This is a genomic window from Acidobacteriota bacterium (genome assembly GCA_019347945.1).
Classification (GTDB): Bacteria; Acidobacteriota; Thermoanaerobaculia; order Gp7-AA8; family JAHWKK01; genus JAHWKK01.
Genome location: JAHWKK010000024.1, coordinates 1 through 12,461, shown reverse-complemented (window position 1 = coordinate 12,461; position 12,461 = coordinate 1). Strand labels below are relative to the sequence as shown.

Sequence of the window (12,461 nt, the reverse complement as noted above, 5' to 3'; positions counted from 1 at the left end):
CCTCCAGCGGTCAGGATCTTACTCGTCCTGGAAGTCGTCTGACCAGAATCCGTAATTGAGCATCTTCACCCGCTGCCAGCTCGAGAACGGTGCCTTTTCCAGTTCGGGCTCATCGACTTCGATCCCATGATACTGGAGCAGATTACCCACGGAGCGATGGAAAAACGAGACTGCCTTCTGGAAGTTCACCTGCGCGGCGATCTCGCGACTGCGCGCATCGGCGAGCTCCTGCTGGACCTCGAGGACGTTGAAGTTCGTCGTCATGCCGTTGTCGAAGCGCTTCCTTTCGGCATCGACGTTCTGCTCGGCCGCTTCCCGGGCCGCACGCGCCGCCTCGATCTGCCTCTCGAAGCGCTCGATGTCGCGAAGAGCCTGTCTCACCTCGACCGCGATGTCCTGCCGCAGCTGCTCCTCCGACTGAGCGAGTCTTCGCATTTCCAGCTCGGCCCGTCGCGCTTCCGCCCGAGCTCCGATGTTCCGGACCGGCATCGCGAAGTTCACCCCCACGGTCCACCCGGGAAGATCGAATCCGAGTACCTGGTCCACGGCATCTCCGAGCCCTCCGCCGGGAAGCCTGTTGATGACCTCTCCGGTAACGGGATCGCGTTCGAGCTCGGTACCCGACACGCCGGTGAGTCCGTAGTCGATCTGAAGGTCGACCTGCGGCAATACCTGATTCCGGGCGAATCGATATCCGATCTCGCTGCTCGCGGTCTGCAGCTCGGACTGCCGCACCTCCGGCCTGAGCTCCCAGGCGAGAGCGACTGCGCTGACCGTATCGAGATCGACGTCGTGAACTTCGAGCTCCTCGGTGGGGATGATCTCGCTGGCCCACTGGTCGGCCGGCAGGTTCATCAGGGTCCGCAACCGGTCCTCGGCATCACGAACGGAGGCCTCGGCGACGATGATCTCCTCCTGCCGGGTGGCGACGGCAACCCTAGGCTGCAGGATGTCGAGCGGAGCCGAGGCCCCGACGTCGATCCGGATCTGGGTAATCCGCTCCTGGTCACGAGCGAGCCCGAGCGACTGACGCCGGACTTCGAGATTCTGTCTGGCGAAGATCAGATCGTAGTAAGCCTGCTCCACGCTCAGAACGGTCTCGATCATCGCCCTCCGAAACTCCTCGCGGCTGATGCCGAGGTTGTTCCGGGCGATGCGGATATTGCGCGTCGTGACGTCGACCCCGAAATCACGAAACAGCGGTTGTGTGAAGTTGAAGTCGAGCCCGCTGAAAAAGACCGGATCGAACCGTGAGAACCGGCTGTTGGTCGATCGTTCGACAGTCGTGAATCCCACGTTGTAACTTCCACCCGTCGGGAGCAGTTGCGACACTCCGAGACGCAAAAGATCCTGCTCTTCGAGGGAGGCGTCGAATTCGGACTGAGGAATCGTTTCGTCCGTACTCGTCTGAACCAGAGCAGTCGTGAACCAGTCGAACGGACCTTCCGATCCTTTCAGTCGCTGCCGGGCTTCCATGTACTGGAAATCCTGGATCTGGACTCCCAGATTCGCCCGGGCGGCCCGGCTGATTGCCTCGTCGAGCGAAAGCTGGATCGCGGGGCCCTCCCCCGATGGTTCCGGTATCTCCTGGGCCTGTCCGGCGGCCGCCGCCGACACCATCGTCAGCGCGATCGCAATGATCCTCGTCTTCATCGGGTGATAACCTCCTCGTCAACGCCTGATACGACGCAGCCGCCTTCAGGTTTCGTCTCGGTGTCGAGAACGCGCGTGATTCTACCTTCTGGAAGCGGGTTTCGACGAAACCCGGGCCCTGTTGTTGCGTAGACTTTTCCGGAAGAGACGGAAGGAGTACGGGAATGAAGAGTTTCGGAACCACATTGGGTGCAGCGTTGGTGCTGGTCCTCCTGACCGGTTGCATCACCGCCACGGATGCCGAGGGGATGCGGGTGGCCGTGGATGGCCAGACGACGATCATCAACCCCGAAGTCTCGGAGCCGCCGCCGGTGACGAGTATCGACATCGATGAACCCGAAAGGTACGACGCCGAGTTTGAATCAAGCGACCGAAACACTTCCAATCCCGGCCCCGCCGAGACCCGATAAGCGTTCTCACCGGCTCGAAATACACGATTCCGTCCGAGCGGATGACTACTACTGGCTGCGCGATCGCGACGATCCGGCCGTCATCGCCCACCTCCATGCGGAAAATGCCTACACGAAGGAAAAGCTCCGCCACACCGAGGATCTCCAGCAGACGATCTTCGACGAGATCGTGGCGCGCATCCCCCAGCAGGACCAGTCAGTACCCTGGCGGCTCAACGGCTACTGGTACCACCACCGATTCGAAACGGGACGCGAGTATCCGGTCCACCTCCGGCGCCTCGATTTGCCCGATGCGCCCGAACAGGTCATGCTCGACGTCAACGTGCTGGCTGCCGGCCACGAGTACTATTCGGTCGGAGCGCTCGCGGTCAGCTCCGGGAACGACACCCTCGCCTTCGCTGTGGACACTGTCGGCCGACGCTTCTACGAGATTCGTTTCCGGAATCTCGAGACCGGCGAATTTCTCGACGAGGTGATCCCCGCCACCACCGGCAACATCGCGTGGGCCACCGACAACCGGTCCCTCTTCTACAGCCGGCAGAATCCCGACACGCTCCGGTGGGATCGAATCTACCGCCACACCCTCGGTACGGACGCCGCAGAAGACCTTCTCGTGTACGAGGAGACCGACGAGACCTTCTCGACCTTCGTCTTCACGACGCGCTCGCGAAGCTTCATCGTCATCGGCTCTTCGCAGACCCTGACCGACGAATACCGCTATCTCGATGCGAGCAATCCGACGGGACCGCTCCGGATTCTCGAGCCGCGCGATCGCGGCCACGAGTATTCAGTCGAGCACTTCGGGGATCATTTCTACATCCGCACAAACTGGGATGCGCGAAACTTCCGGGTGATGAAGGCACCCGTCGCGGCGCCCGGCCGGGAGAACTGGGTCGAAGTGATCCCCCATCGCGACGAGACGCTCGTCGAGGACATCGAGGTTTTCCGCGATCATCTGGTGATCGCCGAGCGGACCGCCGGGCTGACGCGGCTTCGCGTTCGCCGCTGGGAGGGCGACCAGGATCACGAGATCGAGCTCGACGAGCCGGCCTACGTCGCCTTCCTCGGAGAGAATCCCGAGCTCGACACCGAAAACCTGCGATTCAACTACAGCTCGATGACGACTCCATGGTCGGTCTACGAGTGGGACATGAACGCGCGGACGAAGACGCTGCTGAAACGCGACGAGGTGGGTGGCGGATTCGACTGCAACCGCTACGCGACCGAAAGGCTCTGGGCGACCGCGCGCGACGGCACGCGGATTCCGGTCTCGATCCTCTACCGTGAAGGGGTCGAGCCGGACGGTACGAACCCGCTGCTTCTGTACGGCTACGGCTCGTACGGGCTTTCGATGGACCCCGACTTCGCCTCGCCGCGGCTGAGCCTCGTCGATCGCGGGTTCGTCTATGCGATCGCGCACATACGAGGAGGGCAAGAGCTCGGCCGCGAATGGTATGAGTCGGGAAAGCTGCTCTCGAAGAAGAACACCTTCACCGACTTCATCGACGTTGCCGAGTTTCTCGTCGCGGAGAGGTGGGCCGATCCGGAGCGGCTGTTCGCCTTCGGCGGCAGCGCCGGGGGGCTTCTGGTCGGTGCAGTCGTCAACATGCGGCCTGATCTCTGGAAGGGAGCGGTCGCTTCGGTACCGTTCGTCGACGTCGTGACGACGATGCTCGATCCGTCGATTCCGCTGACCACGGGCGAGTACGACGAGTGGGGAAATCCGAACGAGCGAGCCTTCTTCGACTACATCCTCTCCTACTCGCCGTACGACAACGTCCGGCCGCAGGACTATCCGGCAATGCTGGTGATGTCGGGCCTGCACGACTCGCAGGTGCAGTTCTGGGAGCCCACCAAGTGGGTGCTTCGATTGCGAGATCTGAAGACGGACGAGAACGACGTGCTCCTTCACACGAACATGGAGGCGGGGCACAGCGGCACGACGGGACGCTTCAGGCGTCATCGCGAAACGGCGCTGATGTACGCGTTCCTCCTCGATCAGGCCGGTCTGGCGTGAGAGGTTCGGCATGATCAGCCGGATACGCGACCGTATTCGATGGCTTCGGCTTTACGGAAGAGCGTGGTTCTCTGACGCGGCAGACCTGTTTCGTGCGCGCCCCGAGTACGGACTGCCTCCTCGTCGAAAGAGAGCCATCGTCGGAGCTGGAGATTTCGAGCCGGTAGGCCGGAAGCTCGCCGATCTTGCGGTGCGTTTCGGCGAGGTCGATTCAGGAAGCCACGTTGTCGACTGGGGATGCGGCTGGGGACGGGCCACGATCCCTCTCGCCCGGATCATCACCGATGGTAGCTACCTCGGTGTCGACGTAGATTCGGAAGCCATCCGATGGTGCCGCAGCTCGATCGGAGCCATCAATCCGCGATTCGACTTCTTCCACCTGGATGTTCCGAATGCGTACTACCATCCCGACGCTACTGGCAATTCTGAGTCGTTCTCGATTCCCGTTCTCGACGAATCGGTCGACGTCGTTCTCGCATTCAGCCTCTTCACCCATCTCAGACCGCACGATGCCATCGCATGTCTCGACGAGATTCGACGAGTCCTTCGACCGGGGGGCCGGCTGGTCATGACGCACTACCTGCTGACGGAAGACCGAATCGAGAAGGCGAAGTCCTGCCCGAACGCCCCCCAATTTCGCTACCGGCTAGACGACAGCCATCGTTCGACCAATGACCGGGTACCGGAATCCGCCATCGGCGTGCATCGCGATACTCTCGAAGCGACGATACGCGGCCGATTCGCTCGATTCGAGATCCGCGACGGCGCCTGGGACTGCACGCCGGACACTGTCAGCTATCAGGATCTAATCGTGGCGCAGCTCCGAGCTCGGCCACACTCCCCGGAGGGTCATTCAGGAACATGACTGCCGGATCTTTTATGAAGTCATTTCGACGATAGAATCCCGCTCATGTTTCGAGCCCTCATGATCGAGCCCGCCGAACCCGAAGGAATGAGTGCCGGAGTCGTGAAAATCGACGACGACCAGCTCCCCGAGGGAGACGTGACGATCGACGTCGCTTACTCGAGCATCAACTACAAGGATGGGCTGGCGGTCACCGGCGCGGGGCGGGTGATTCGTGGAGACTTCCCGTTCGTACCCGGAATCGATCTCGCCGGAACGGTCGCACAGAGCAGTTCTCCCCGCTTCCGCGACGGAGATCGCGTCCTTCAGACGGGATGGGGTCTCGGGGAGTCGCACTGGGGAGGATTCTCCGAGCGCGCCCGCGTCCGCAGCGACTGGCTCCTCCCGTTACCCGAGAGTCTGTCACCTCTCGATGCGATGATCATCGGAACCGCCGGCTATACCGCGATGCTCGCCGTGATGACCCTCGAAGAGCACGGGCTCAATCCAGGCACCGCCCGGGATGTCGTCGTCACCGGCGCCAGCGGCGGTGTCGGCAGTTTCGCCGTCGCAATCCTCTCGAGACTCGGATATGAAGTCACCGCAATCTCTGGCAAGAAGACCGCCATCACCTACCTGACCGAGCTCGGCGCCGCAAGCGTCGAACCACGGGAACATCTCACGAGCGGCCGCGAGCAGCCGCTGGAAAAGGCGAAGTGGAGCGCCGGTGTCGACACCGTCGGAGGCGAGCCGCTCGCGAGACTGCTCGCCCAGACCGAAACGCATGGCACGATCGCCGCCTGCGGCAATGCCGCCGGGATGGAGCTCCGCACCACCGTCCTCCCCTTCATTCTGCGAGGAGTGACACTCGCCGGTGTCGACTCGAACACCTGTCCCAATCCGAGACGGCGCGTCGCCTGGAAACGGCTCGCGAGCATCTGCGATCGGGACGTGCTGAGCCGCATCCATTCGCGCACGGTCGAGCTCGAAGAGGTCCCCGGCGAATGCCGCGGCATCGTCGCTGGCCATGCCCTCGGTCGCGTCGTCGTCGCGTTGAACCGGTAGACCTCGGCGATTCTCGGCCGCGAAGAACCTCAGGCGGGCGGGCGAGCGACGACTGACTCTCGAATCCTCAAATGCTCCCATGCCCAAATCCTCATATCCTCACATCCTCATATCCTCATATCCTCATATCCTCAGCGCTCGCGATAGACGTGGCGAACCCATGCGGCGTCCGGCTTCGAAAGCGGCTCCCCCACTTTCGATGCAGCCAGAGCCTGCGCCTCGTTGCGCTGACCCAGCAGAACGCTTCCGGTCGGTGAGTCCGCCAGGAGCGCACCGGTGAGGGCGTGAAGAACCGCCTCTTCCCTTTCGAACCGCGTTGCGATCTCACCGGCCGCGATCCGGTACCGCTCGAGGGTCGGAGCGTGTCGAAAGTCCTCGATCCCGCTCCTGAAGTCGCCGTCGGGAAACGTCACCGGCAAATCGTATTTGCCGAGAAGGAGTCCATGCTTGAGGGGGGAGAAGAAGGCGACTCCGAGATCCCGCTCCTCGACGATCTCGCGCAGCCCGCTGGTGACGTACTGATCGTCGACGACGTTGCGGTAGGGCTGGACGACGTCGGGATCGATCCGATCGACCAGCCTGACAATTTTCGAGGCATCCCAATCGGAAAGGCCGATGAAGCGAATCTTCCCCGCCTCTTTCGCCTCGAGGACGACCTCCAGAGCTCCGTCGAGCGCGTGATCGCCCTCTCCGAAGTCACAATGATGAAAGTAGTAGAGGTCGATCACGTCGACGTTCAGGTTCTCGAGTGATTCGTCGAGCTTGCGACGGACAACACCCGGCTCATAGAAGTGATCGGCCCCGCCGGTGTCCCAGCCGACTTTGGTCGCAAGAAAGACCTGCTCACGCGAGACGCGGTCCCACACGCTGCCGATCAGGCGCTCTGCCCGCCCGTTCCCGTAGACGTCGGCGGTGTCCCAGTGAGTGATGCCGTTCTCGAACGCGGTGACGATCGCCGCGATGGCAGCATCGTCGTCGTGACCGCTCCATCCGACCGGAGATCCTCCGGCCATCGTGGCGCCGCTGTACGCCCAGGTCCCGAGGCCGATGGCCGAAACGTCTTCCCCCGTCCGCCCGAATCTGATTCGTCTCACCGGGGAATCTTATGATGGAAGAGGTTGGAGGTTGGAAGTTGGAGGTTTGAGGTTGGAGCTGGGATGGTTTGCGAATGACGAGATCGACGTCCTGAGGTTCTGTCGTCTTTCATCGTCCACGACGTCCACATCGTCCACATTGTCCCCCTCCTCCAACCTCAAACCTCCAACCTCTTCGTCAGCCTTTCCCACGCCTCGCGATATCGGGCCGCGGTTCCGGCAACGACGTCTTCGGGGAGGGGCGGAGCGGGAGATACTTTGTCCCAGCCGGTCGTTTCGAGATAATCGCGGACGTATTGCTTGTCGAATGAAGGGGGAGACACGCCGGGGCGATAGCTCTCGAGGGGCCAGAAGCGTGACGAATCGGGCGTGAGCGCTTCGTCGATCCAGACGAGCCGGCCGTCCAACAGCCCGACCTCGATCTTCGTATCCGCGATGATGATGCCTCGCTCGAGCGCGAGCTTCGACGCGCGCGAGTAAAGCGAAAGCGTCATGTCGCGCAGCGTCGTCGCAGTCTCCTCGCCGACGAGATTTGCAACCGTTTCGAAATCGATGTTCTCGTCGTGCCCGGTCTCGGCCTTCGTCGCCGGTGTGAAAATCGGCTCAGGAAGCGCATCCGCCATCCGAAGACCCTTCGGCAATTCGATCCCGCAGACCGTGCCCTCGGCCTGGTAGTCCTTCCAGCCGGAGCCGATCAGGTAACCCCTCGCGACGCACTCGACCGGAATCACATCGCATTTCTTCGCGATGACGCTCCGGTCTCGCAGCTCGGGAAATCGTCGAAGCTCGGGAGGAAATTGCTCGAAGTCGGTTTCGACGAGATGGTTGACCCACGTATCGGAAAAGCGCTCGAACCAGAAGTTCGACATCTGCGTCAGGATGATTCCCTTCCCCGGAATCCCCGGCTCGAGAATCGTGTCGAATGCCGAGATCCTGTCGGTCGCGACGATGAGCAGCAGATCCTCGCCGATGTCATAGACGTCGCGAACCTTTCCTCGCCGAAGCATTCGCAGCGGGAGCGACGTCGACGTGAGCGCGCTCGGAGCACGTGAGCTCAATGGAGCTCCCTGACCGGAGAGCCGAGGACGAACGCGTGGAAATCCTCGCGAAGGCGCAACGGTCCCAGCGGCAGATCCGATCTCTCGTCGGTATCCGACAGGCTCGCGTAGAGTTGTACGAGCGAGCTTCGCCGCGATTCGAGCACTTCGGGACCGAGCGGAAATTCGAGCCCGAGCAGCCTCTCGAGCTGGGAACCCGGCAGCCGGACCGGACGAAGAATCGAATCCGAAGAATCCGAGACGCGCCCGATCACGACCATTCTGTCATCGGAGGTCGAGAAGGCACAGATCGCGAGATCCTCGGTCTGTTCGATTGCCGCGGGCGTGACCGGAAGTGTCATCTCCCGAATCGAGGCCGCAAGCGTATCGGTTCGGGGAGTGGTATTCGAGATTTCGTCCTGGCCGAATCCCGCAACCTCGAGAACGTCCACGCTCGATAGCCCTTTGAGATTGAGCCTGCCGAGAGGACGCAGCCCGATCACACGACCAGCACTCTCGAATCCTGCCCACCTCGCTCCCGCCATATCGAACTCCATGATGCCGGATCCGCCGGAGACGAGCTCCTCATCGAGCTGTTCCATGAGCGAAAAGGTTGCGGTGATCCCCTCGTTGATCAGCTGGCCGTGCTCGTCGATGTGCGCAAAATGACGACGAGGCTGCCGCGCGGGAGCCCGGGTCGCTTTTTCAAGCGGCGCGAAGAATCGACGAACCTCATCGGGATCGTAACCGTGATTGACCAGATACTGATGCAGTTCATCGAGGTCGCGCGAGACCTTCCCGGTCGTCAGCCGGGACAGCTCGACGATTCCGGGTCCGTAGAACTCGACCAGAGATTCGCGCTCTGCCGTCCCTACGTTCAGCGGAAGAAGGCGGTAGTAGCCGTAGTTCAGCGCAATCCGGATCCCACGATTGAAGACGAAGCCGCGGTCCGCCATCTGATCGTAAAACTTCTGCAGGTCGAGCGCCGCGAGAATCAGACGAAGAGCGCGCCGGGTCGTGTAAAACGCACCGTCGCCGAGAAACTTCTCGAAGTTGAGCCTGTGCCCCGTGGTGATCCGATCGAGCCGCCTCTGAAACAGAAACATCTGGCGATAGGAAAGGATCTCTTTTCGAACTCCCGCTTTGGCGATTTCCCCGAGAGTTCGTGTGAATTCGGTGAGGTCGTAGACCATCCCGAAGCGATGGACGAGGGGATCGAGGATCCCCGCTCGCTCGAAGTGAAGGGGACGCGTCGAGCGGGAGAAGAACTCGTTTTCGTCGCCGGCCGCGAGGATCTTTCCCGAGGGAGCTTCCTCCATCCAGACGATGCCGCGGCGCAGCCGGTCGAGAATCTCGAAGCAGACGAGACGATCGGCGAGCCTTTCGAGCGTCGCCATCGTCGCGCGATCGGGGGCTTTGCCGAAGGAGGGATGACCTGTGACGAATCGCCTCAGCCGCCGGTCGAGGATCGCAAAGTCGCCGATCTCGGCGGCTTTCCAGCCGAGGGCTTCGAGCGACCAGGCGAAACCGGGCTCGGACTCGGCCAGTTTCCGGGTCCGCTCGGCGAGAGTGGTCATCATCGCGAAGACCGCCTCCGGCTTGCGCACGCGCTCTCCCTCGAGCAGGAGTCGCGCGCCCTTCAAATCCGGCTCGAGGCGCGGCGTCGTGAAGATCAGCTGATTCTCGGCGAGCACATTGAACAGCTCCACTCCCCGAAGCTGTTCACCACCGAGAACCTCGTCGAGTTTTTCACCGGCCTGTTTCAGACTCGAGCGGACGGCCGAGCACCATTCGGTGAAAAGGACGCTCTGCAGCCTCCCGACGGTCGAGCCGAGGGTTCCTCTCGCTCGCGCAAGTTTTCGGGTCATGGACGAGAACACCGCCGAAACGTCGATGGAGTGAGCGAGCCAGAAGATCCCGTGGTAGTCGGCCAGAAAGTTGGAGAGCAGCGCATTCTCGCAAATCGAGCCGACGCGATTCGCGTACGCTTCGAGAAGATTCGCCGATCCGGACACCCGCTCGCCGCTCCGTTCGGCGATCCAGACGTCCACCCACTCGTCGAGCTGTTCCGCGAGACCGGCGAATACGCCGCTGCGCGAGACCGGAAATCCGAGCTGGGGAGGAGCTTCCTCGTCGAGCGAATAGATCTTGTAGGGGCTCGGAAGCAGCCATCCTCCCTCGAACCGTTCCTCGAGCACAGCCATCATCTCCGATTCGGGAATCGGATCCCACCGCGGCTTCTGGCTGGCGAGATACGAGACGAGGCTGCGAGGCATCGCCGGATTCTATTGGACCGGGGTCGGGTGGGGAAACGGTCGAAAGTTAATTCAACGCTTTCCAGATCGCGCCCGCCAGCAAAGCGAGCAGGATCAGCCCGGTCAGCAGCGGAACCCAGGCCGGCAGGACCAGACTCTCGTGCGGAAAGTCGTCCTCGTGACCGCCGGAGGAGGCTTCCGGAACCGCTTGCGGGCGGTCGCTACCCTCACTCACTCATCGATCCGAACCGGGCCGTCGTCGGTCTCGAGCTCGCCCTCCCTGAGATCGTCGGCTTCATCCTCCCGGTCCTGGAGCAGCTGGAGCGCGCGTTTTTCGTTCTCCGAATTGACGTAGATCCGGATATCGCCGAGCTGTCCGAAGTTCGCCGGCATCTCGTCAAACTTCAATGATTCGATCTCCGCCGGGATGCCTTCCGAATCGAGATAACCCTGCATGAGCCTCGCTTCATCGGAGGTCCCGACGCTGGCGATCTCCACCCAGACATTTCCGTCAGGACCCTGAATCGTCTGGTAGGGCAGTTCCTCGACAAGCTCCCCGCCGTCGTCAGGGCAGACCTTCAGACTGTCGTCTTCGAACTCTTTTCGACAAACCGTGCAAATCGGCATCAGCTCTTCTCCTCCCGTCGGCTCAGCCGCGGTGCAACCGGATGATTTCCTTCCGGTCGTTGAAACGTCCAATCTTTGCAAGGTAAAGGCCCTCGCGCTCGAACGCCCCTTCCAGGTGCAGTTCCTGCTCCGGTGCCACCGCGATCAGCAGGCCCCCATTGGTCTGCGCATCGCACGCGAGCGTGTAGTCCAACTCGGTTGCTTCATTTTCGACCGACGAACGGAATTCGGCCATGTTGCGAGCCGTACCTTCGGGAAGATAACCATCCTCGATGAGCTCGATCGCACCAGCCATGGCCGTGACCTTCGTCATGTCGACGTCGACACCGATTCCGGCGCCACGACACATCTCCCGCAGATGTCCCACCAGCCCGTAGCCGGTCACGTCCGTCGCCGCGGTGGCGCCGATCTGCGTCATCAGCTGAGAGGATCTCCTGTTCAGCAGCATCATCCAGCTCACGACCTCGTCGAGCGCCGGAAGCGTTCGCGAGAAGAGCCGGCGGAGGCGCGTGTTCATCGAGCGATGGGCGGCGATCAGAATGCCCGTCCCGATGGGCTTGGTGAGATAAACCGCATCACCGGGACGCGCAGTCGAGTTGCGCACGAGCTTGTCCTTCGCGACTCTCCCCGTGACGGCCAGCCCGTATTTCGGAACGTCGTCGATGATCGTGTGGCCACCGGCGACGGGAAAGCCCGCCTCCGTGGCCTTCCTGATCCCACCCCGGAAGATCGCCTGCAGCACTTCGATCGGAAGCACGTCGGAGGGGAACCCGGCGATTGCGAGACCGAGAATCGGCGTCGCTCCCATCGCGTAGATGTCCGAGATCGAGTTTGCTGCTGCAATAGCGCCGAACGTTTCCGGGTCGTCGACGATCGGCGTGAAGAAATCCACCGTCTGCACGAGGACGAAGCTCCCCTCGACCTCCAGGGCAGCCGCATCGTCGGAGCTGTGATATCCGATCAGCAGCGCTTCCTGAGGATGTTCATGGCCGGACAATCCGGCGAGAACCGTGCGCAGGTCATCCTGACCCAGCTTGCAGGCTCACCCTCCGGATGTGGCGAACGACGACAGCGGCGGATGACGCCGCAGCTTCGCCTTCATGGCCGGATCATATCGCAGCGGGGCAGGGGTCAGGGATCAGGGATCAGGGATCAGGGATCAGGATTCAGGATAAGTGTGATTTACGCTCGCCTGACGTTTCTGTCGCCCGCTGAAGCGGGCTCGGTATTTTTTAGCACGAGCGCATTCTGTCCCCCGGCTGAAGCCGGGGGCTAAGTTCTGGCGCCGCCTTCGGCGGCTTTGTCGGCTTCATCGATTTGAGCGAGCCTGCGACGATCTCCTACTCGTCTGCATTCTGACCCCTTTCTCGGACTCTGCGTCCAACGCATAACTTCTGAGAGCCCGCTTCAGCGGGCGACAGAACGACCGGCGCTCTTCGAGGCGTTGAAACTCGCGAGG

The 12,461-nt window shown here is 62.0% G+C and carries 10 protein-coding genes and 1 pseudogene; 4 read left to right on the top strand and 7 right to left on the bottom strand.

Annotated elements, in window-relative coordinates:
• Positions 1-18: 18 nt before the first annotated feature.
• A complete protein-coding gene (locus KY459_13565; protein MBW3565742.1) occupies positions 19-1,653 on the bottom strand; it encodes a TolC family protein in 1,635 nt (544 codons plus the stop codon).
• A gap of 164 nt (positions 1,654-1,817) precedes the next feature.
• On the opposite strand from KY459_13565, the gene KY459_13560 reads away from it, so the two are divergent.
• From KY459_13560 to KY459_13545, 4 genes are read left to right on the top strand one after another with little or no spacing between them, the layout of a single operon-like run.
• Positions 1,818-2,063, top strand: a complete 246-nt coding sequence (locus tag KY459_13560; protein ID MBW3565741.1) for a hypothetical protein — start codon at positions 1,818-1,820, stop codon at positions 2,061-2,063.
• Positions 1,984-4,080 (top strand): S9 family peptidase, encoded by a 2,097-nt coding sequence (locus KY459_13555; protein MBW3565740.1) that lies wholly within the window; start codon positions 1,984-1,986, stop codon positions 4,078-4,080. The genes KY459_13560 and KY459_13555 overlap by 80 nt, the downstream gene beginning before the upstream one ends.
• 10 nt (positions 4,081-4,090) lie before the next feature.
• Entirely contained in the window at positions 4,091-4,945 is an 855-nt protein-coding gene (locus KY459_13550) for a class I SAM-dependent methyltransferase (GenBank protein MBW3565739.1), read from the top strand.
• 45 nt (positions 4,946-4,990) lie between these two features.
• Positions 4,991-5,989: an oxidoreductase gene (locus tag KY459_13545; GenBank protein ID MBW3565738.1), complete on the top strand. Its 999-nt coding sequence runs from the start codon at positions 4,991-4,993 to the stop codon at positions 5,987-5,989.
• A gap of 131 nt (positions 5,990-6,120) precedes the next feature.
• Here the strand turns inward: KY459_13545 and KY459_13540 are convergent, their stop codons facing one another.
• From KY459_13540 to selD, 6 genes and pseudogenes are all read right to left on the bottom strand, one after another.
• Positions 6,121-7,083, bottom strand: coding sequence for an aldo/keto reductase (locus tag KY459_13540; GenBank protein ID MBW3565737.1), 963 nt, complete (start codon positions 7,081-7,083; stop codon positions 6,121-6,123).
• Between the two features lie 158 nt (positions 7,084-7,241).
• On the bottom strand, positions 7,242-8,090 hold the full coding sequence (locus KY459_13535; GenBank protein ID MBW3565736.1) for a phosphoribosylaminoimidazolesuccinocarboxamide synthase: 849 nt from the start codon (positions 8,088-8,090) through the stop codon (positions 7,242-7,244).
• A 47-nt stretch (positions 8,091-8,137) separates the two neighbouring features.
• Positions 8,138-10,396, bottom strand: coding sequence for a hypothetical protein (locus KY459_13530; GenBank protein ID MBW3565735.1), 2,259 nt, complete (start codon positions 10,394-10,396; stop codon positions 8,138-8,140).
• Between the two features lie 46 nt (positions 10,397-10,442).
• Positions 10,443-10,610: a hypothetical protein gene (locus tag KY459_13525; protein MBW3565734.1), complete on the bottom strand. Its 168-nt coding sequence runs from the start codon at positions 10,608-10,610 to the stop codon at positions 10,443-10,445.
• Positions 10,607-11,002: a DUF2007 domain-containing protein gene (locus tag KY459_13520; protein MBW3565733.1), complete on the bottom strand. Its 396-nt coding sequence runs from the start codon at positions 11,000-11,002 to the stop codon at positions 10,607-10,609. The genes KY459_13525 and KY459_13520 overlap by 4 nt, the downstream gene beginning before the upstream one ends.
• A 22-nt stretch (positions 11,003-11,024) precedes the next feature.
• Positions 11,025-12,041 (bottom strand): annotated as a pseudogene (gene selD, locus KY459_13515) (selenide, water dikinase SelD).
• Positions 12,042-12,461 lie beyond the last annotated feature (420 nt).

Bases quoted from the DNA above. Each gene is read 5' to 3' on its own strand.
- KY459_13565 (MBW3565742.1), bottom strand. From the start codon at position 1,653: ATGAAGACGAGGATCATTGCGATCGCGCTGACGATGGTGTCGGCGGCG.
- KY459_13530 (MBW3565735.1), bottom strand. From the start codon at position 10,396: ATGCCTCGCAGCCTCGTCTCGTATCTCGCCAGCCAGAAGCCGCGGTGG.
- KY459_13535 (MBW3565736.1), bottom strand. From the start codon at position 8,090: ATGCTTCGGCGAGGAAAGGTTCGCGACGTCTATGACATCGGCGAGGAT.
- KY459_13550 (MBW3565739.1), top strand. From the start codon at position 4,091: ATGATCAGCCGGATACGCGACCGTATTCGATGGCTTCGGCTTTACGGA.
- KY459_13545 (MBW3565738.1), top strand. From the start codon at position 4,991: ATGTTTCGAGCCCTCATGATCGAGCCCGCCGAACCCGAAGGAATGAGT.
- KY459_13555 (MBW3565740.1), top strand. From the start codon at position 1,984: ATGAACCCGAAAGGTACGACGCCGAGTTTGAATCAAGCGACCGAAACA.
- KY459_13520 (MBW3565733.1), bottom strand. From the start codon at position 11,002: ATGCCGATTTGCACGGTTTGTCGAAAAGAGTTCGAAGACGACAGTCTG.
- KY459_13560 (MBW3565741.1), top strand. From the start codon at position 1,818: ATGAAGAGTTTCGGAACCACATTGGGTGCAGCGTTGGTGCTGGTCCTC.